14 protein-coding genes are annotated in these 20,425 nt (G+C 45.9%); 6 read left to right on the forward strand and 8 right to left on the reverse strand.

Annotated features, from left to right (window positions below; all coding sequences use genetic code 11):
- Positions 1 to 126 precede the first annotated feature (126 nt).
- A complete protein-coding gene (rpsN, locus tag QUA83_RS04690; protein WP_333148712.1) occupies positions 127 to 429 on the forward strand; it encodes a 30S ribosomal protein S14 in 303 nt (100 codons plus the stop codon).
- Between the two features lie 131 nt (positions 430 to 560).
- Here the strand turns inward: rpsN and QUA83_RS04695 are convergent, their stop codons facing one another.
- Positions 561 to 890 carry a hypothetical protein gene (locus QUA83_RS04695; protein ID WP_332980099.1) on the reverse strand — a complete coding sequence of 110 codons (330 nt, stop codon included), beginning with the start codon at positions 888 to 890 and terminating at the stop codon, positions 561 to 563.
- A gap of 46 nt (positions 891 to 936) precedes the next feature.
- On the opposite strand from QUA83_RS04695, the gene aat reads away from it, so the two are divergent.
- From aat to QUA83_RS04715, 4 genes are all read left to right on the forward strand, one after another.
- Positions 937 to 1,533 carry a leucyl/phenylalanyl-tRNA--protein transferase gene (aat, locus tag QUA83_RS04700; RefSeq protein WP_445301760.1) on the forward strand — a complete coding sequence of 199 codons (597 nt, stop codon included), beginning with the start codon at positions 937 to 939 and terminating at the stop codon, positions 1,531 to 1,533.
- Between the two features lie 100 nt (positions 1,534 to 1,633).
- Entirely contained in the window at positions 1,634 to 2,335 is a 702-nt protein-coding gene (locus QUA83_RS04705) for a Uma2 family endonuclease (protein WP_333291873.1), read from the forward strand.
- Positions 2,336 to 2,584: 249 nt separating this feature from the next.
- Positions 2,585 to 5,143: a leucine--tRNA ligase gene (leuS, locus tag QUA83_RS04710; RefSeq protein ID WP_333291874.1), complete on the forward strand. Its 2,559-nt coding sequence runs from the start codon at positions 2,585 to 2,587 to the stop codon at positions 5,141 to 5,143.
- A 71-nt stretch (positions 5,144 to 5,214) separates the two neighbouring features.
- Entirely contained in the window at positions 5,215 to 6,102 is an 888-nt protein-coding gene (locus tag QUA83_RS04715; RefSeq protein ID WP_333291875.1) for an alpha/beta fold hydrolase, read from the forward strand.
- Between the two features lie 16 nt (positions 6,103 to 6,118).
- Here the strand turns inward: QUA83_RS04715 and QUA83_RS04720 are convergent, their stop codons facing one another.
- Positions 6,119 to 6,919: an SAM-dependent chlorinase/fluorinase gene (locus tag QUA83_RS04720; protein ID WP_333291876.1), complete on the reverse strand. Its 801-nt coding sequence runs from the start codon at positions 6,917 to 6,919 to the stop codon at positions 6,119 to 6,121.
- An 18-nt stretch (positions 6,920 to 6,937) separates the two neighbouring features.
- Between QUA83_RS04720 and QUA83_RS04725 the strand changes: the two genes are divergently transcribed.
- Positions 6,938 to 7,786, forward strand: a complete 849-nt coding sequence (locus QUA83_RS04725) for a DUF3598 family protein (protein WP_333291877.1) — start codon at positions 6,938 to 6,940, stop codon at positions 7,784 to 7,786.
- A gap of 153 nt (positions 7,787 to 7,939) precedes the next feature.
- Here the strand turns inward: QUA83_RS04725 and QUA83_RS04730 are convergent, their stop codons facing one another.
- The 6 genes from QUA83_RS04730 to QUA83_RS04755 all read right to left on the reverse strand — a co-directional run bounded on the left by QUA83_RS04730 (position 7,940) and on the right by QUA83_RS04755 (position 20,266).
- Positions 7,940 to 8,617 carry a GIY-YIG nuclease family protein gene (locus QUA83_RS04730; RefSeq protein WP_333291878.1) on the reverse strand — a complete coding sequence of 226 codons (678 nt, stop codon included), beginning with the start codon at positions 8,615 to 8,617 and terminating at the stop codon, positions 7,940 to 7,942.
- A 142-nt stretch (positions 8,618 to 8,759) separates the two neighbouring features.
- Positions 8,760 to 9,623 carry an aldo/keto reductase gene (locus QUA83_RS04735; RefSeq protein WP_333291879.1) on the reverse strand — a complete coding sequence of 288 codons (864 nt, stop codon included), beginning with the start codon at positions 9,621 to 9,623 and terminating at the stop codon, positions 8,760 to 8,762.
- Between the two features lie 222 nt (positions 9,624 to 9,845).
- Positions 9,846 to 10,640: an ABC transporter permease gene (locus QUA83_RS04740; RefSeq protein ID WP_445301761.1), complete on the reverse strand. Its 795-nt coding sequence runs from the start codon at positions 10,638 to 10,640 to the stop codon at positions 9,846 to 9,848.
- Positions 10,641 to 11,287: 647 nt separating this feature from the next.
- Positions 11,288 to 12,877 (reverse strand): glycoside hydrolase family 57 protein, encoded by a 1,590-nt coding sequence (locus QUA83_RS04745; RefSeq protein WP_015175045.1) that lies wholly within the window; start codon positions 12,875 to 12,877, stop codon positions 11,288 to 11,290.
- A gap of 543 nt (positions 12,878 to 13,420) precedes the next feature.
- Complete coding sequence (locus QUA83_RS04750) at positions 13,421 to 16,630, reverse strand: EAL domain-containing protein (RefSeq protein ID WP_333291880.1); 3,210 nt, start codon at positions 16,628 to 16,630, stop codon at positions 13,421 to 13,423.
- Between the two features lie 360 nt (positions 16,631 to 16,990).
- The gene (locus QUA83_RS04755) at positions 16,991 to 20,266 is read right to left on the reverse strand and encodes a PAS domain S-box protein (RefSeq protein WP_333291881.1); all 3,276 of its coding nucleotides are present in this window, start codon (positions 20,264 to 20,266) and stop codon (positions 16,991 to 16,993) included.
- Positions 20,267 to 20,425: the final 159 nt, after the last annotated feature.

Here is a 20,425-nt window from a genome sequence, read left to right on the forward strand (position 1 = left end):
AACAAGCATCTTGCCTGTTGCTAAAAATCTTGTTGACAAAAGAAATAATTCAAATAAAAGCGATCCGAAATCACCAAAATATAGTAAAATAGTAGATTGTGATTAATCTAAGGATATCAACAGATTATGGCTAAGAAGAGCATGGTCGAGCGCGAGAAAAAGCGCCAGAGACTCGTAGACAAGTACGCCGACAAGCGGGAAGACCTGAAAGACCAGTTTGACCAAGCTAGCAATCAGATGGACAAAATGGCGATTCACCGCCAACTACAACAGCTACCCCGCAGCAGTTCGCGGACTCGCTTGCGGAACCGCTGCTGGGCAACTGGACGGCCCAGAGGTTACTATCGTGACTTCGGACTGTCTCGCAACATGATGCGAGAAATGGCTCACGAAGGTCTTTTGCCCGGTGTTGTGAAGTCTAGCTGGTAGCACGAGAAAGAAGGAAGAAGGAAGAAGGAAGAAGGAAGAAGGAAGAAAAAAACTCACAATTAATCGGCAGGATTAGGTTTGGGGTTGATTTTTGTTTCAGACTTATGAGTTAAATTTTCCTCCTTCTTGCTTCACTGGCCACAGCATTTATCGATGCCGAGACTTTCGAGTAACAAGTCGCTGACGGCATTGGCGATCGCAAATTCGCCGTAGAAGCTTTTAGAAAAATCATAAGCCTGCATTTCGGTGACGATCGCAATTACGAGGCTGCCCACGTCATTTTCGCCTTCCATGCGCTGGCGGACATAGATTTGGGCAGCTCTTTTAGCTATTTGCTGGTTGGCTGCTTCTGGGATAAACTCGGAGTCTAGCCATGCCAGCAGCGTTTGTTGGAGCCATTGGCCTTCTTGTTCGGGGTTTTTGGCGGGCGGTAAGGTAATAGGTTCAATGATTTCAGACATGATTATTCCTAATTGCTAATGTTGACTTTGAAAAGTTAACTGAGAAATGACAACTGATAAATATATGCAATATGATATACCGACAATTATACAAGGATACGCGCAAGGCTATTTCTTGATGGCAAATGAGGGCGAGGAAAGTTTGGGGTGGTATTCCAGCCGGCAGCGGGCGCTGATTCCCCTGGATGAAAGATTTACCTATCCGAAATCCCTGCGTCGCCAAATCAATCAAAATCGATTTTCGGTGGCTGTGAACCGCGATTTTGGCGCGGTGGTTGAGGGTTGTGCCGATCGCGAAACGACTTGGATTTCTAAGGAGCTCAAGAAGATTTACTGGGGTTTGTATGAGGCCGGTTGGGCTTACAGCTTCGAGACTTGGTGCGGGGACGAATTGGCGGGTGGTATTCTCGGATTGTCGATCGGCGGTGCGTTTATTGGGGAGTCGATGTTTTACCGAATTCCCGAGGGTTCTAAGGTGGCGATGGTGAAGTTGGTGGAGAGATTGCGCGATCGATCTTATCTGCTTTTCGATGCTCAAATGAACAACCCGCACTTGGAAAGATTCGGCGCTTATACTGTTAAGGAAAAACTGTACAACACTCTTTTGCAAGCAGCTTTGAAGCGTCGCTGCACGCTATTTTGAATATTCTGTTATTAGGGAAATGGCAATGTCATTTTCGGCTCTAATAGTTCCTTCAAACAATAGTCTAATTAAGCTCAGATACTTCTCGGAGACAACCACTATGCAAGTCACAACCGAAGAACTTATTTATCCATCCAGCGACGGTCAACCGATGGCAGATAGCACAATACAATACAAATTAATTGTCACAATCAAAGAAGGTTGCGAATCGCTGTTTGAAGATGATCCCAACGTGTTTGTAGCCGCCGATTTACTTTGGTATCCGGTTGAAGGTAGACCAGATATTTCTCAAGCGCCGGATACGATGGTGATATTTGGTAGACCAAAAGGCGAGCGACGTTCCTACATACAATTTCGCGAAGATAATATTGCTCCCCAAGTCGTCTTTGAAATTCGCTCCCACAACGATAGTAACACAAAAATGAACAAGAAACTTTCATTTTACTATCGTTATGGAGTCGAGGAGTATTACCTTTACGATCCAGAAAAAAATCAGTTAGAAGGTTGGCAAAGAATTGAAGGAATCTTAGAACCAATTGAACCGATGGAGGGATGGATAAGTCCCAGACTGGGAGTTCGGTTTGAGTTACCAGAAGAAGGGTTAGAAATCTATCGCCCTGATGGAGAAAAGTTTCTTTCCTATTCCGAAATAAATGCAGAGCGGCTATTAGAGCGACGGCGCGCCGAACAAGAATTTCAGCGTGCCGAAGAAGCCTCGCAGCGTGCCGAAAAAGAAGCTCAAAAAGCGGAACGTTTAGCCGCCAAACTGCGCGAATTGAATATCGATCCTGATAGCATCTAAGCTCGAACTAGGAGAATAAACCCGGTTTGTCAAAGAAATCGGGTTTCTGGGGATTGCAGTTATTTACTTTTTTCAGGGCGAACGGCGATATTTGGTCGATCGCCCCCAGCTCAAATTACATATACTACAATGTATAATACAGAGATTAGAGCCAAAATCCTTGGAGCTCAGAAAAATCCTAATCGAGGCCCCTTGAATGTGTAAAAATACTGAAGCAAACATTAGTAAATCCTACACGGAGCAATTGTTGTGGATTCCAGATATAACCCCCAATCCATAGAAGAAAAATGGCAGCAGACATGGGCTGAGCAAAACTTAGACCAGATGCCAGAAGATACCCAAAAGCCTAAATTTTATGCCTTATCCATGTTCCCCTACCCGTCGGGAAACTTGCACATGGGCCACGTCCGCAACTACACAATCATCGATGTAATTGCCAGACTCAAGCGAATGCAAGGCTATCGGGTATTGAATCCGATGGGATGGGACGCTTTTGGTTTACCCGCAGAAAATGCAGCCATCGAGCGAGGAATTCCCCCCGCACAATGGACTTATCAAAACATTGCCCAAATGAAAGGCTTATTTCGCCGGCTGGGTATTTCTTTCGACTGGACAAAAGAAGTTACAACTTGTTCTCCCGATTATTATCGGTGGACTCAATGGATTTTCTTGCAATTTTTAGAAGCAGGATTAGCATATCAAAAAGAAGCGGCAGTTAATTGGGACCCAATAGACCAAACAGTCTTAGCAAACGAACAAGTAGATAACGAAGGTCGTTCCTGGCGTTCCGGTGCCAAAGTCGAGCGCAAATTATTGCGGCAGTGGTTCCTCAAAATTACCGATTACGCCGAACAGTTATTAAACGACTTAGACAAATTGCCAGATTGGCCAGAAAGAGTCAAATTAATGCAAGCCAACTGGATCGGCAAATCAGTCGGCGCTTACTTAGAATTTCCGATTGTCGGAATGGATGAAAAAATCGCCGTTTTCACCACACGTCCCGACACAGTTTACGGCGTCAGTTACCTGGTTTTAGCGCCGGAACATCCACTAACTCAGCGCGTGACAACCGCAGACAGAAAAGCTGCCGTAGAAACCTTCATCAAAGAAGTCGCCGCCCAAAGCGAGATCGATCGCACAGCGGAAGACAAACCAAAGCGCGGCATCCCCACAGGCGGCAAAGCAATCAATCCTTTCAACGGCGAAGAAATTCCCATTTGGATTGCCGATTATGTGCTGTACGAATACGGCACCGGCGCAGTTATGGGAGTCCCCGCCCACGACACGCGAGATTTCAAATTTGCCAATCAATATCAACTGCCAATTAAAGTAGTAATTGTGGATGATGATGAAGTTCCGCTGACGGAAGCTTACACAGAACCCGGAATTATGATTAATTCCGAAAGCTTCAACGGCATGGATTCAATTAAAGGCAAAGCAGCGATTATTCACCATGCCGAAAATGCAGGTTATGGCAAAGCCCGAATCCAATACCGCTTGAGAGATTGGTTAATTTCTAGACAGCGTTATTGGGGCGCTCCGATTCCCGTAATTCACTGTCCCACCTGCGGCACAGTACCCGTACCCGCATCGGATTTGCCCGTCTTGTTGCCGGAAAATGTAGAATTTACAGGCAAAGGTTCGCCCTTGGCAAAGATGGAAGAATGGGTAAACGTTCCTTGTCCGAGTTGCGGCACTGCGGCGAAGCGAGAAACAGATACGATGGATACTTTTATCGATTCATCGTGGTATTTCTTGCGCTATCCCGATGCTCAAAATCAAGAGCAAGTCTTCGATACGGCGAAGACCAACGATTGGATGCCCGTAGACCAATATGTGGGCGGCATCGAACACGCAATCTTGCACTTACTGTATTCGCGGTTCTTTACCAAGGTTTTGCGCGATCGGGGTTTGATCAATTGTGACGAACCATTTAAACGCCTGTTAACTCAAGGCATGGTGCAAGCAATGGCCTATAAAAATCCTGTTACTGGCAAATACGTTCCCCCAGCAGATATAGACCCCGCAAATCCCAAAGATCCTCAAACTGGCGAAGCTTTGGAAGTCTTCTACGAGAAGATGTCCAAATCAAAATACAATGGTGTTGACCCCTTGGAAGTTATGGGCAAATATGGGGTAGATACGGCGCGGATGTTTATTTTATTCAAAGCGCCGCCAGAGAAGGATTTGGAGTGGGACGACGCCGATGTGGAAGGGCAATTTCGCTTTTTAAATCGCGTTTGGCGCGTGGTTACAGAGTTTGCTGGACGAGTCCCTGCCACCCCCGCTCAAGCAGGAGAGAATGCTGAATTAAGTAAACCTGAGAAGGATTTGCGGCGGGCAATTCACACTGCAATTAAGGAAGTTAGCGACGATTTGGAGGGTGATTATCAGTTCAATACTGCTGTTTCGGAAATGATGAAGCTCAGCAATGCTTTGAATGATGCTAAATTTAAAGATTCGCCAGTTTATGCAGAAGGAATTAACACTTTGATTCGATTGTTAGCGCCTTTTGCGCCGCATATTGCTGATGAATTGTGGCACAATACTGGTAACAGTGAATCGGTGCATACGCAAACTTGGCCGAGTGTCGATCCATCTGCATTAGTTACCGATGAAATTACGCTGGTAATTCAAGTTATGGGCAAGACTCGCGGCACAATTCAAGTTCCTTCGGGTGCTGATAAAGCTGCTTTAGAAAAGTTTGCTCGCGAGTCGGAATTGGCCAAGCGTCACCTTGAAGGTAAGGAGATTAAAAAGGTAATTGTAGTGCCTGGAAAATTGGTTAATTTCGTAGTATCTGGATAAACATGAGAAACCCGGTTTATTAAATAAACCGGGTTTCTGAGACTTGCTGTTAAGAAGTAGCAATGCCAAAAATGAGCAAGCTAAACAAGACAAAAAAAACTTTTTTGAGAGGGCTATCGTCTTTAGTGAAAATTTTGGCGATCGCCTACATTGCTTCCTGTATACTCTTGTTTTTTCTGCAAACTCGTTTGATCTTTCAGCCAACACCTACAATCGCCAAAACACCGGATGCTTTTAACATTCCTTACCAAGAAGTTTGGTTGCCAATTAAGGGTCGATCGCCCAAAATTGAAAAACTTCACGGTTGGTGGCTGCCCGCCGCAAATCGACAATCATTAGGAACTCTATTGTACCTGCACGGCAGGGGTTTGAACATCGGTGCGAATATCAATCAATCTTACCGCTTTCGGCAATTGGGTTTTTCTGTATTGCTGATTGATTACCGAGGTTACGGCCGCAGTCAAGGCAGTTTCCCGAAGGAATCACAAGTATATGAAGATGCTGAAATTGCTTATAATTATTTAGTTAAGCAGCGGCAATTATCACCCAGAGAAATCTTTTTGTACGGTCATTCGATGGGAGGTGCTGTTGCTGTGGAATTAGCGATCGCACATCCGGAAGCTGCGGGATTAATTGTTCAAAGTTCGTTCACTTCAATGCTGGATATGGTAGAACGCTACAGTATGATGCGGCTGTTTCCGCTGCGGCTGCTGCTGACGCAAAAATTTGATTCTTTGGCGAAGGTTAAATTGCTGCGAATTCCGGTTTTGTTCGCCCACGGGACTGCTGACCCTTTGATTCCCAGTGGGATGAGTAAAAAGTTGTATGCTGCTTCTCCTGAACCTAAGCAAATTTTACTTGTTCCTAATGCTAAGCACAATAATGGAGATCTTTTTTTTAACATGAGCGAATACCGCCAAACAATGGTTGATTTTGCAGAGAAATATAGAATGAGATGAAAGCGGATTACGAGTTCTATCTGTAAATTATTTGTACTTTATCTCCAAATTCTAGCTGCAATACTGATTGAGCGCTGCCGCGATTAACGGCAATTTCTAGCCAACCGTCAGAACCATTTATGGCAATTAAATCGCCCGGTTCGCTGTCGCTGTAGGTTTTACCGCTGGGGATGCGAATTGGATCACAACTATTGCTAATTGTCAATGACCAATTGTTACCTATAATGCAATTATTGGGGATATTAGTAATTAGATTGCCAAAGCGATCGACATATTGAATGCAGCCTGCTGCACCTGTGGCAGTAACGGCACAATTTGGTATCTCTAACTGCACTAAACTTGCAGGGTCGATCGCCCCTCCCAACTCTTCCAATGCCACCCCGTTCGCCAAGTGAGCGCCCGCTGCTGCAAAAATATCGCGACCGTGAAAAGTGCTGCTGGGTTGAGGTGTGCGCCAGTATAGGGAATTCGTGAGCTCGACAGATGCGATCGCACTTTCCCGACTCAACACCCCGCTAAACAACCCGTTATCCGGCCCCACAAGCCAGCAATTAGCACATTTAATCGCAACAGGGCGTCTCTTGCTTCCCACCCCCGGATCGACGACAGCAATATGTACGGTTTCCGGCGGAAAATAAGCAAAAGCAGTCATCAAACAAAACCTCGCCGCTGCAATATTTTGAGATGGTATTTGGTGCGTAATGTCAATGACTTTTAACTGCGGGTTAATTTGGGCGATCGCACCTTTCATCACTCCCACATAAACATCGCTTAATCCAAAATCCGTCAGCAGAGTTATAATTCTATTTTTAAACATATATCCAAAGGTAAAAACATGGTATCACAATGGGAAAACTTTCTGCAAAACTTGGGAGAATGGCACGGTTCCTTCACTCAGCTATCGCCGCGAGGAGAGGTACTTCAAGATATTCCTAGCATTATTTCTCTCGAAGGTTTCAATGACAACAAAACTGTGCGATTGAATCTCCGTCGGTTTTACCCAAATCCTAGCGGTGTCGGCGAACCGGAAGTCAACGAACTTATTAGAGAATTTCAAGCTTTGGGACGAGATACCCTATTTTTTGAGAATGGAGCTTTTTCTCAGGGTACTATTCAACTAGCGCCTTTTTCTGAGTGCGGTGCCGAGTTGGGTTTTATCTACAATTATCGCCGGTTGCGCTTCCCTATGATATACAATACCGACGGCAATTTATCCAAACTTACCTTAATTCGGGAAAAGCAGCTTGATAAAAATGTCCCCGAACGTCCGCCTTTAACTGTTGAAGATTTGCTGGGAGAGTGGCAGGGCGAGGCCGTGACAATGTATCCAGATTGGCGTTCTCCTGATTCCTATTCTACCAATTTACAATTGCATTTGGATGGAGCCGATCGCCTACAGCAGAAAATTACTTTTGGCAGTAATGCTACTGTTATCAGTTCTAGCGCCAGCATTGACGGTTCAGTTCTGCACTTTAACGAAGGTGCTTTGCCCGTGCAAGTTGTGCTGCTTCCTGACGGCGGTTCTTGTACTTTACCTGTCAAAATTGAATCCAGAAAACCTATATTTTTCGAGGCCGGTTGGTTGGTAGAACCTGACTTGCGGTTTCGGATGATTCGGAGTTACAACGATCGGGGTGAATGGGTAAGTTTGACTTTAGTTACTGAACGGAAAGTTAGTCATTAATCCCGATCAGTTGTTGATGATTAAGATTGAGTTTTTTGGGCGGGCTATAAGCCCAACCCTACTCCCCACAATAAACTTAATGTATTGTGGAACGGGCATCTTGCCCGTTCTAAAAATAGTACAACATCTCAGAATTACAAACATTTTTCCGATTTAGGAACCGGATTTTGTTTCCTGGGTTTGCGAGTGAATCACAGCACTCCAGTCATCATTATTAACAGCCGCTTCCAAATCCTTAGCCTGTTCGCCATCACTTTTGGCGGCTGTTTCTAACTCTTTGGTAAGAGTGGAATCTGCCATTGCTTTCCGCAATTTCAGCTTCTTTTCCTCATAAGCTTTTTGTTCTTCCGCAGACATAGCAGCGCGCGCTGCTTGGCCTACCGTAGCCGCCCACATTTCGCTTTCCGCACCGTTTCCAGGTGGAATGCTGCCAATTTCTGCTATCCAAGCATCCCGCAAACTTTCCATTTCTTCCCGCTTCGGGAATTTGAAAGTTTGCACGCGCAGGAAAGCACAATTTTCAACGCCATTTTGGGCGATGTGACCGTTGATTGAAAGCAGGATATTTCGCGAATAACCTATAAACTGAGTGTTGCGGGAAGTGTCCATTACAGCGTAAACGCCGGCGACTTTCGCGTTAGTTGCCAAATCGCGCCACGTATCAATCGACATTACTTGCGTGCCGTCATTTTCTAATTCAGAAATAGCGGCTGCTGCGCTGTGTTCTGAGTCGGAACTGTATAAAAAGTTGTGCAGTCCTTCATGGGCGACTGGTACGTTTTGATGTTCAATTGCTACGTCTCGATCTGCATTCATTTGATTAGCTTCCATTAAATTAAATTCCTCAAAAAATGTCAACTTTACTCATTAAATCCCACTTTCAAGGGCGGGTTTTTCAACCCACCCCACAATTAAGTTCTCTTTGTGGAACAGGCATCTTGCCTGTTCTATTGTTTTTTTTGCCCTTATATACTTAACTTACGGCAATTTGTTGCAATTCCTCGTCAGTCAATTTAACTTCGAGCGCCCGCACAGAGTCTTCAATACTCGATACTTTGGTCGCACCGGGAATCGGAACGATGCAGGGGGATTGGGCCATCAACCAAGCTAATACTATACAGTAAACTGAAACGTTTTTTTCTGCGGCTAATTTGGCGATCGCGGGCATATCTTGCAAGCTTGTGGCGCGGCGGCTTCCTCCTAAAGGGCTCCAAGGAAAAAATGTCAGTTTTTCGGTTTCGCAATATTCCAGCACGCCGTCTGATTCTGGCTGTCGGTGCCAAGGATTATATTGATTCTGAACTGAGACAATTTCTACTGTATCGCGGGCGCGTTTGATCTGCTCTACAGAAAAGTTGGAAACTCCAATAAATCGAATCATTCCTGCTTCTACTGCTTCTTTTGCGGGTGCTAGGGCTGCTTCGATGGTATAAGCGGGATCGGGTGAGTGATATTGCCAAAGGTCGATCGGTTCCTTGCCACCCAATGCTTCAAAACTTTCGCGAATTGTCTTGCGTAAATGGTGGGGGTTGCCGTTGCGCGTCCAAGCACCTTGAGGCCGCATTAATCCGCCTTTAGTAGCCACAGTAACGGCCCTAACATCTCCGCTGTACTGTTCCAAAGCTTTGGCAATCAGGTGTTCGTTGTGGTGTTTGTCGGATTGATCTTGGCAGTAGGAATCTGCGGTGTCAATTAGGGTGACACCCAAATCGAGGGCGCGGTGAATTACCGCAATTGATTGATCTTCTGGCGGCCGGCCGCTTAAGGACATTGGCATACCTCCAAGACCGATCGCGCTGATAGTAAAATTACTGTTACCCAGTTTTTTTCTTTTCATTGGTTTTCCTTCGTTTGCGTGGTTTATTTCCAGTTTACATTTCAAGGATAGGTTGAAATCTTAAATTTATTTAACTATCTAAGTAAATAGAAAAAATATTTTTAGATAAGCTGTTTTGCCTTGAAAATGTACATTTCAATTCCCTATTACCCGGTGTCAAATCCTCTCCCTCTCAAACATAATAGACAATCTAGATGTGCAGCAGCTTACCTACCGACTTAACTAGCTGGAAGCGCTGGTGTAAAAGCGGAGGGCAAATTGCCAGAAATAGCGGGAGAAAAATAACAGCCCGATCGCCAATATTCCCGCCCCTGCGATCCAAACGATTTCACCTCTACCCAGCATGGCTTCTGCAGGCACAGTCGTCAAGAAGGCAACGGGAACTACGAAAGTGAAGAAAAATCGATAAGCTGCAGGATAAGCTGCCATTGGAAATCTACCCGCTTCTAACAATCCTTCGAGAACTTCGGTAACATTGTAAATTTTGACAAACCAAATGCTGGTTGCCCCTAACATAAACCATATACTGTAAAGAGTAATAGTTCCGAAGAACAGCGGTATTGCTGTTAAAAAATAGTTGCCGATTGCTACTCCCAATTTGTTGGCAGCATACAGCAGCAATACGGTGCCCAAGATTAAATCTGGCATTCCCCAAGGCGACACTGTGTTTGCAGATAGCCAGAATTGGGAACTGATGGGTTTGAGGAGTACGAAATCGAGAGTACCTTGCTGGACTCGATCGACAATACGGCTGAGATTAGGTGCGAGAAAGGTTGACGAAAACCCCTGCAAAATCGTGAAAATACCGAGTACAACTAAGGCCTCTTCCCATTTCCACCCAGAAAACGTGTAACCCGTACGGTAGAACAAAAACAGCCCAAACAAGCTGCCCGCAAGATTGCCGAGGCTGCTGATAGCCGCGAGGACAAAGTTGATTCGGTATTCTAGTTCCGCTGCGATCGCCGCACCCCAGAACAATTTCAGTACGTGCAAATATCGTCCCATGTTTGTCGCCATTTTTTGCCGTTAAAATACTTAGATTTCATCCTATTGTAAAGCTTGTGTAACGTTAACTGCTGTAATGGCTGCTCTTTTCACTATAATTTTAAATTATTTAGACCGCTTAGTTAAGTAGTTTTACTAACACGCAGTATTAACTTATCTAACAATATTTAAACAAAGATTACAATTATTAATTTCTGTTTATATTAAGCCCATATCTTTTGGCAATTATTAAGAATAATTGATATTTTTACACCAATAATCGCTTGATTGATTGGAAATATTAATGTGTTACAAGTCTTAATCTTATAAAGATTTGACAAATATAGCAATCCTAAAATTTATAACTCCTGCAAGGATTGCTATATGATAAAAGTTGAGGGTAAAAATACAAGATTAAGGCACCCGGATAGCGCGTATAAACGAAAAATTCTTGTTATTCTAAATTAGACAACAACTTTGATATTCAATTCAATTACTAATTCACTATCTAAAATTTGCAGATGTTCTAATTCCGTATCAAAATCAAAGAAATCATTTTCTGCGTCCGCGATCTCATTATAAGTTTATCATACCTTGATTCAGCAACGCCTAATTTTAATTAACATCCTGTCCCTCCCTTAAGCAGGGCTGGGGGGACAGGATGAAACGGGAAACGAGACTTAAAGCGATCGATAAACGCGATAGTTAATTTCAGGGAAAATATTATCAATCTCCTCAACCTTCTCCAACCAACCCGAATCAACTTTCCCTTCTTTCACTTCATCGTAAAGCTTGTGAAAGCGCATTAAGTGCGATCGAGTCCGCCGCACTGCATAGGGCACCATCGTTCCTGTACGCATGATAAATGCCCAGTCAGAAGATTGAGCTAGCAGCACTTCCCGCGCCGCCTGGTTCAAAGCCCGCCACTGCAACTCATCCGCAGGTTCCATGCTTCCCAACTCAATCATCCGTTCCGCAGCTTTGTGCAAGTGCGGGTAAATCCAAGCATTGGTATCGTTAAGCCAATATTCGTGGAAACCCCGGAAACCCCAGCTAGACTGAGACGGGCGACACACTTGCTGAGTCGGATTTCCCCGCAAATAATCGGCTAAGTGCGTCATATCGTAGGTATTTTGGTCGTACCAACTCTTGCGGAACAGGTAATCTAAGAACCAAGGCCCTTCGTACCACCAGTGACCGAAAAGTTCGGCGTCGTAAGGCGAAACAATAATCGGCGGACGCTGCATAATGCCGTTGAGGTGTTCGACTTGGCGTTCGCGGTTAAAAGCAAAGTTGCTGGCGTGTTCGGCTGCTTTTTCCCGTGCCCAGTAAGGATCGTACAACTGTTTATCGCCTAAACCCAATCCGCGACCGGTGATTTTGTGATATTTAATCCCGGTATTTTTCCGCTGACCGTTGGGCATGATGTAGGGCTTAATGTAATCGTAGTCAGCTTCCCAGCCCAAATCTTTGTAGAATTCGCGGTATTCGGCGGCGCCGGGATAGCCGACTTCGGAAGACCAAACCTGCTGCGAGGATTCGTGATCCCGGCCGAAGGCTGCGACTCCGCATTCGGTGAAAATTGGGGCGTAGCTGCCGTAGCGGGGACGCGGGCGGGCGTAGAGGATGCCGTGACCGTCTGTGAGAAAATAGCGGAGGCCTGCGTCGGCTAACATCCGTTCTAAGCCTTCATAGTAGGCGCATTCGGGCAGCCAAATGCCTTTTGGTCGGCGGCCGAAGTTTGCTTCGTAGTTGTCGCAAGCTACTTGAATTTGTGCCCAAACTGCTTCGGGGTACATTTTCATCAACGGTAGGTAGCCGTGGGTGGCACCGCAGGTGATGATTTCGAGGTTGTTGGTATCTTGGTGTTCTTTGAAGGCTTTGACTAAATCTCGATCGTACTTTTCCCAAAAGTTGCGGACTTGAGAGAAATGGGCGGCGTAATGTTCTGCCAAATAGCGGAGGTGGCCGTTGCCGCTATTGTGTTCGATTTCGAGATCCGCTAATTCTTCGAGTTTAGCCAAGTGGTCGTCGAAGCGGTCTTGCAGCAAGGGGTCGCGCAGCATGGCAACCAAGGGCGGCGTCATGCTCATGGTAATTTTAAAGTCGATGCCGTCGCGCTTGAGCCCTTCAAAGACTTGCAGCAGGGGAATGTAGGTTTCCGCGATCGCCTCAAACAGCCATTCTTCTTCTAAAACGTAGTCGCTTTCGGGGTGGCGGACAAAGGGCAAGTGGGCGTGGAGAACGAGGGCGAGGTAGCCAATAGTCATAAAAAAAAAATTCCGTAAGTGGGAAACTCAGCGTCTTTAGACCTGAGAGGGAAACGGCTAGGCGGTTTGAACCGCCGTGAATCTTTCCATTACACGAGGATTGCTAGATGGGAGTGTACTTTTGTAATGTACTTTCAGTGGGACAATTACCACTTCCAACCTCGCAACCCGCGATCGCATAATGTTCGCTCCATCAGGAGCCCCTATAAGATGGGTAATGTTAGCTTGCGCCTTAGTTAAGGGCCGATACTATATTTAGGACACTGATTTAACCCAATAAGTCTATTTAATCCTAAATTTCGCTTGGCAAGGAACTAGCTTCGCACTCCCTGGTAGGTCTTTAACTCTTACCGTTAACGTAGTACGCAGCTACACATTTGGTCAACTATCGTTGAAGTCTGAGGCTGGAAGCCCAGTATCTTTAGATATGGGTCGTTGACATTGATTTGGATGCCGTAGTTATTAACTGACACCAGTTAGGGACTGTTTTAAAATATTTTAAGATTTTATGCTGAAACGGGACTCACAAAATGCCGTGTTTTTTTAATGGCCTTTCTCTAACAAACTAAATGTCAGCAAATTCTGATTTTCTGCTTGCTGTCGGATTAGGGCTGCTGCTGTTTGAGAGTCTACTGCCTTTGAGAAAAAGAATCCCTGGGCATACTCACATTTTAACCCTTTTAGTATAGATAGTTGCGAGGCTTCTTCGACTCCTTCGGCTACTACATCCATGCCTAAATTGTGGGACAAAGTAACGATCGATCGCACAATTTCTGTCGGATCAATCCCTCCTTTACTGAAATCGAACTCACCTCCCATCCTGCTAACAAAAGAGCGGTCTATTTTTAAGGTATTGGTGGGGAAGCGGTGCAGGTAGGAGAGCGAGGAATACCCGGTGCCGAAGTCGTCAATGCACAAGTGTATGTTTCGGGTTCTGAGCTGCACCAGCATTGCTGTTACTGATTCGGAATTTTCTATGAGTACGCTTTCGGTAATTTCTAGTTTTAAACTGCTGCCGTCGAGGTGAGTTTCTGCGAGAACTTGGTCGATGTATTCGATTAAATCTGGCTGAGAAAATTGTTTGACAGAAATGTTGACGCTAACACTTAAGGGGGGATTGCTGGGAAATAGCTGCTGCCACTGGCGGATTTGGTGGCAAGCTGTGCGAAGTACCCAGCGGCCCAGCGGTACGATCAAGCCGGTTTCTTCGGCGATGGTGATGAATTCACCGGGGGAAACTAAGCCGCGTTCTGGATGCTGCCAGCGCACTAGGGCCTCAAAACTGGTAATTGTGTTATTGGCGATCGACACGATCGGCTGGTAGTGAATAATAAACTGGGGCGCTGGGGATAAGGGAGGTAAGACTGATTCGGGGGATGGGGGAAAGTCTTCTTCTCTCGCCGGCTCTCTAATTGATTCGATCGCCCGCCGCAGGTCGTTTTCTAGCTGCAACAGGCGCAAAGCGTGGGCGTGCATGGAACTGTTGAAAACTTCGTGTCGGGCTCTGCCAAGTTCTTTGGCGCGGTACATTGCTGTGTCAGCGTCGCGCAGCAGGGTTGTCGGTTCCAGGTATTCGCCAGAACTCAAAGCTATGCCGATGCTGGCGGTGATAAATACTTCGTGTCCGTCTAGAAGGAGAGGGGAGGTGATTTTCTTTTGCAGGCGGTTGACAATGGTGGTAGCTTCATTGATGCCCTCGATGTCTTCTAGCAACAGCACAAACTCGTCTCCTCCGAGGCGGGCCACTGTATCTCCGACCCTCAGACAAGCTTCCAGACGCCGCGCGATCGATACTAGCAGTTGATCCCCGATGGCGTGGCCGAGGGAATCGTTGACTACTTTAAATCTATCTAAATCGAGAAACAGTACGGCAAACAAGTAGTCTTTGCGGCGTTTTGCCAGCCTCAGAGCGTGTTCCAGCCGATCGGTAAATAGCGATCGGTTGGGCAATCCGGTGAGGGCGTCGTGAAAAGCATCGTGCAGCAGTTGTTCTTCGGCGAGTTTGCGTTGAGTGATGTCGTGACAGTTAATCACGATTCCCTTGACTGCGGGATCGTACAGCAAGTTGGTGGCTACAGCTTCTACATAACACCAGGAACCGTTGCGGTGGCGGACTCGGTACTCAACTGGGCACTGGCTTCTTTTGGGGTTTTTAATGGCTTTGTGGAGGGTTTCGGTGATCGTGGCGCAGTCGTCGGGGTGAACTATTTCTAAGGCGCTGCGGCCGATCGCCTGGTGGGGCGCGTATCCTAAAATTCGCTTGACGGAAGGGCTGATGTAGCGGAAGATTCCTTCGGCGTCGAGAATGATCGTGATGTCTGTGGCGTTTTCAATCAGCGATCGAAATCGCTGTTCGCTTTGGCGGAGGGCTGATTCTGCTTGTTTGCGATCGCTGATGTCGAGGGCTACTCCGTCTATAATTACGTCGCCGTTTTCGTTTTTGGAAAATTTAGCGCTGTCTTGCACCCACTTTACCTCCCCCGATCTCAGAACGATGCGGTACTGGCGATCGCACGGCAAAAGAGTCGCTTTCGATGCTGCTACGCGGCTGTCAGACGAGCTTTTGTCCTCTGGATGGATGATTTCGGTCAAGAGTTCTGGGTGCGAAATCACTTCTTCGGCCCCGAACCCAGTAACTTCGCGCACGCCCGGACTGATGTAGGGCATGGACATTGTGCCATCTGGATGCAGCACAGTGCGGTAGACTGAGCCGGGAATGTTGGCTGCCATTGTGGCTAGCTGCTGCTGGATGCCGCAGACTGCTGCTTCGGCGCGCTTGCGTTCTGCGAGTTCGGTTTGGGCTTGTTGGTAGAGTTCGGCTTGGTGGATCGCGATCGCGCACTGATCGGCTATGGCTGTGAGTAGGGAGAGTTCTTCGACGGTCCAAGAGCGCGCCCGATCGCACTGATAGAGGCTAATTCCTCCCAAAAATGACTGCTGGTAGAGCAGTGGGGCGATCGCGACGGAGCGAAACCCTACCAACTGTGCTGATTCTTGCAGCGACGGGCACAGGGTCGATAAATCGTCGATAATCAGGGTTTCTCCGGCCGCGAGTCCCGATCGGTAGTGCTCGGCCACTTTGCAATTTAGCCCGACGAACCGTTCTCTGTGGGATGCTTTGCTGATGTAGCGAACTCTGATGCCGTCTTCAGCATCTGGCTGCAAGATCGCGCAGGCGCTGATTTCGAGAGCTTCGTGCAGTTGATCTGCGGTGGTTTGCAGCACTTCGTCGAGTACAAGGGTGAAGCGCATGGCTTGGAGGATGCGGTTGACGATCGCTTCTCGCTGAGCTTGCCGCTGAATTTGGGAGATCGCTTCTTGTTGCTGGCGCCGCATTTTGTATTCTTGGAGCGATCGTTCTAAGACTGTTGGCAACCTAAACAGTCGCCCTTTTAATACGTAATCCGTCATTCCGGCTTTGATGCACTCTACGGCAGCTTCTTCTCCCAAACTTCCCGTTACTAAAATCAAGGGTATGTCTTGCCCTAATTCCTGCATTAATTTCAACACTTCTAAACCGTTGAAGCCGGGGAGGCGGTAATCTGAGAGTACAGCATCGTACTTGCAATTTTCGAGCAGTTTTCTGCACTCTGTTGCTGTTTCGGCCGTGTCGCACTTAAAATTTACCCCCCCCGCTTCTAAGGCGAGCACTATTAATTCCATATCTTCTGCCATGTCTTCGATAATCAACAAGTTTAATGTTGATTCCGCTACCATTTTTAGTAGATAGTTGGTCTGATTTATATCTAACATAAGGTATTGGGGATGTTTTCAATTGGTTATTCGTGTTTTTGCTAGTAATTTTTTAGACGGAATTTGGTTGTTGATTTTATCTCGATATTTTTAGCAAAATCAATTATATACTCTACTCTCAAAACCTTTATTTAGCATCGACCGTCGAGGGCTGACCGAACCGATTGGGGATCATCCCAATTTTTTAAAGAGCTTTTTTTAGGAGTACGAGCATCTTGCACATCTAGCCTATATCTTTCGCTTCCATCCCTGACAGTGAACATTCCTGTCATACCAAAATTCTGATGATCTCACCGATTGTGACTTATTTAAGTGTATAAGAGTTTTAAATTATCAATTTAAAACTCTTATACACTTAACTTACGAATCTATACTACCGTTTGAGATTGTTTGCCCTAGTTTAAAGTAAAAGGTGGCTCCTTGACTAGGTAGGCTTTCGGCCCAAACCGTGCCGCCGTGGCGGTGAATAATCCGCTGGACGATCGCCAAACCGATGCCCGTACCTTCAAATTCTCTCTGGGAGTGCAGCCGCTGAAATGCTCCAAACAGGCGATCGGCATATTCCATCGGAAAACCCACCCCGTTATCCTTGACAAAAATCGTCCCATCCGGTAAACCCTCAATAACTATTGTAGCCGGAGTGCGTCCGCGACTGAACTTGACGGCGTTGCTAATCAAGTTGCTGAACACCTGTTGCAGCAAGGTTGGATCTCCCATTACTGTCGGCAAATCTCCGACGGCAAATTCAACGCTGTGGGGAGTTTGGGCCGGATCTGCTACAGTTGGTGGTTTAGTCAATTTAATCGCATTTTGTACCAAACGGCTCAGATCGATCGGAATTTGCCTCAACTCGGTGCGAGTCACCCGCGACAGGGCGAGCAAACCGTCAATCAACAGGCTCATTTTTTGGCTGCTGTCTTCAATTACTTCCATATAGTGAACTATTTTGCGATCGCTCAAAGCCTCAGTTAATTCTAGCCGCTGTTTCAACGCTTCTACAAAACCTGAAATATGTCGCAAAGGTGCGCGCAAGTCGTGAGAAACTGAGTAAGAAAAAGATTCTAATTCTTGATTTGCAGCTTCTAATTGCTCTGTGCGTTCTGACAAAGCTTGTTTTGTCTCTACCAACTCAGTGATATCGCGAGAAGTGCCAATTAAAGCATAAACCTCGCCGTCGATATTTCTCAGCGGAATTTTAAAAGTATCGTAGTAGGAATGACCACTGGAACTCACAAATTTTTCCTGAAAGTGCAGAGTTTCGCCTGTTTCAAATACCTGCAAATTTTCCTGGCAAAATCGTTCAGCGAGTTCGGCGGGAAAACATTCAAAAACTGTTTTGCCCTGCATCTCTTTGCTGCTGTTGAAACCGCAAATCCTGGCAACTGTTTTGTTGACAAAAGGCTGGCGCATATTGGCGCGTTCTACCACAAAAATGCGATCGGGCAAAGCATCAAAAAAAGTCTCTAATTCTGCGGTACGCTGCGCGACTTGAGCTTCTAAAGTTTCGTTGAGTTCTTTGAGTTTAAATTCTACTCGTTTGCGTTCGGTGATATCTTGACCAATGCTGATACAACTGCCGTCTGAAAGACGAACATTTGCCCAAGAAGTGTCGATAATTCGCCCGTCTCTAACTTGTGTTTTGAAGTCGCTCCACTTCTGATTGGCTGCTTGAATTTCATCCCAAACATATTGACGGTATTCTGGCTGCGGATAAAATTCTGCCAAGATATCACGGTTTTTGATTTCTGCCAAACTCCAGCCTAGCACTTGTTCCCAGTAACGGTTTACCCAGTTTATTTGACCGTTTTTATCTAAAAATGCCAGCATAATCGGCACGTTGTCGAATATAGTTTGCAGCAGTTCTTTTTGCTGGTTTAATGATTCTTCGGCTTGTTTGCGAGCGGTGATGTCGAGTACGGAGCCGATAAATTGTAAAATTTGTCCGTCCGGGGTTATTTTGAAAATTTTAGAGCGATCGTGTACCCAGCGCCATTCCCCATTTTTGTGTTTGATTCTGTAGTCTCTGTCATCTGTTTCATAGGGATTCCTGCTGTGTTTTAGTCGCTCCATACCTGTAATTAGCTTTAACAGATCATCGGGATGAACTAAGTTTGCTAAAGCGTCTTTACCTAAATCTTGCAATTCTTGGGGAGTGTATCCCAGTATGGCTGTGAGCGATTCATTTGCATAAATATTTTGGTTTTCTACTGCATCGTAAATGTAGAGAAAGTTAGGAATAGTTGTAACAATACTCTCTAAAAGTTGCTCATGTTTTTGCAGTTCCAATTCTGCCTGCTTGCGCTCGCTTAAGTCCAACACAAAACTGACGCCTAACTGCTTCGTTCCTTCTAAAAATGTGCTGCCCAGCAGCACAGGAACGCGGCTACCATCGGAGCATATAAATTCTTTTTCAAAGGGAACAACCGTATTTCTAGCCTTCAGTTCGGCAACTTTTTCTGTATCTAAACTCACGTATTCTGGTGGTGTCATTTCTTGCCAGTTAACTCTTCCGGCAAGCAGCTCGTCCCGCGTATAGTTTACCGTGTTTAAAAACGCCGCGTTGGCATCTGTAATGTGGCCATTAAGATCCCAAAAAATTAAGCCGATCATATTAGAATCAACTATGGCTTTAAATTTGGATTCGCTTTGTCGCAACTGATCTTCGACTTGTTTTAGTTCTGTGATGTCGCGGGAGATGGATAAAACTGTCTCTACTGAATTGTCTTCACCAAACTCGGGAATGACTCGACAGTGGTAATGTTTTATACCATCGGAAGTGGGCAACTCAAATTCTATGGTTTCTTGTTTGCCACTACCAAAAACTTTCATAAATGCCTCATCCCACAGGCTGCACAAGTGCGGTGGCATTCCTGATTCTTGGTTGGTTTTGCCAATCAATTTTTCAGCGGGTTTTCCAATTGTTGATTCTACTGCTGGGTTGATGTAAAGGAGGCGTAGTTTGCGATCGAACCGGGCGATAATATCGGTCGCATTTTCGGCGATGGCGCTGAAAGCTTGTTCGCGCCGATGCAGTTCTTCTTGAGCGCGGTGGAAATCGGTTATGTCTCTGGCAAAAGAGAGAATTGAAACTACTCTTCCCGATTCATCGATTAGTGCAGAATTGTACCATTCGCAGTAAATTACTGTGCCATCTTTGGTATAGTTGCGGTTGCGGGAAACGTTGCGTGTTTCTCTGCTGTGTAACAGTTGATTGGTGACGCCGCACACTTCCTCGAAGTCTTCTTGATGAACTATTGACCATTCGTGCCAGTATTTGCCGATTACTTCTGTTGCACTCCAGCCAAATAGTTGTTCTGCCATTGGCGACCACCGCACTACCCGAAATTCTTTGTCCCACTCTACAACTGCCATTGGTGAGTTTTCTAGATGAAATTCCCGCCGCGAGTTGGCTTTTTTTATTTGAGTTTGAAGTTGCTGGCGGAGTTGCTTAGCCTCGGCAAAGCGATCGCTAATTTCCTGTATGTTTGCTGAGCCGAGGTTGGCAATGTGAGCAATGGTTTCTGCTGTTTGTTTTTCGAGTTCGTTCCAAGCGAGTTCGAGGGCTGATTCCGCCTCCTCTAGCTCAGTGATGCTGTTCTGAAACAGTGTGGCACTTTTAACTGGAATTTCACGCATAGTTTTGACACTTAGGCAAGTGTTACTTTTAGAATTCAAAATTTAAAGTTTAAAAAATAAAAATATGTAATTTCCTGTTAAATTATACATTTTTAATTTTTAGTCTGTGCGTGGAGCCGATCGTTGGAGGCGGCGGGCGTTATTAAATACTGCCAGTAA

This window comes from Microcoleus sp. K1-B1 (assembly GCF_036704705.1).
In the GTDB taxonomy this organism is placed as follows: Bacteria; Cyanobacteriota; Cyanobacteriia; order Cyanobacteriales; family Microcoleaceae; genus Microcoleus.

Excerpts from the sequence above, each read along its gene's own strand:
- QUA83_RS04755 (WP_333291881.1), bottom strand. The coding sequence starts at position 20,266 with ATGCGTGAAATTCCAGTTAAAAGTGCCACACTGTTTCAGAACAGCATC.
- QUA83_RS04705 (WP_333291873.1), top strand. The coding sequence starts at position 1,634 with ATGCAAGTCACAACCGAAGAACTTATTTATCCATCCAGCGACGGTCAA.
- QUA83_RS04735 (WP_333291879.1), bottom strand. The coding sequence starts at position 9,623 with ATGAAAAGAAAAAAACTGGGTAACAGTAATTTTACTATCAGCGCGATC.
- QUA83_RS04720 (WP_333291876.1), bottom strand. The coding sequence starts at position 6,919 with ATGTTTAAAAATAGAATTATAACTCTGCTGACGGATTTTGGATTAAGC.
- rpsN (WP_333148712.1), top strand. The coding sequence starts at position 127 with ATGGCTAAGAAGAGCATGGTCGAGCGCGAGAAAAAGCGCCAGAGACTC.
- QUA83_RS04695 (WP_332980099.1), bottom strand. The coding sequence starts at position 890 with ATGTCTGAAATCATTGAACCTATTACCTTACCGCCCGCCAAAAACCCC.
- QUA83_RS04715 (WP_333291875.1), top strand. The coding sequence starts at position 5,215 with ATGAGCAAGCTAAACAAGACAAAAAAAACTTTTTTGAGAGGGCTATCG.
- QUA83_RS04730 (WP_333291878.1), bottom strand. The coding sequence starts at position 8,617 with ATGGAAGCTAATCAAATGAATGCAGATCGAGACGTAGCAATTGAACAT.
- QUA83_RS04740 (WP_445301761.1), bottom strand. The coding sequence starts at position 10,640 with ATGGCGACAAACATGGGACGATATTTGCACGTACTGAAATTGTTCTGG.
- QUA83_RS04745 (WP_015175045.1), bottom strand. The coding sequence starts at position 12,877 with ATGACTATTGGCTACCTCGCCCTCGTTCTCCACGCCCACTTGCCCTTT.
- QUA83_RS04725 (WP_333291877.1), top strand. The coding sequence starts at position 6,938 with ATGGTATCACAATGGGAAAACTTTCTGCAAAACTTGGGAGAATGGCAC.
- QUA83_RS04750 (WP_333291880.1), bottom strand. The coding sequence starts at position 16,630 with ATGTTAGATATAAATCAGACCAACTATCTACTAAAAATGGTAGCGGAA.
- aat (WP_445301760.1), top strand. The coding sequence starts at position 937 with ATGACAACTGATAAATATATGCAATATGATATACCGACAATTATACAA.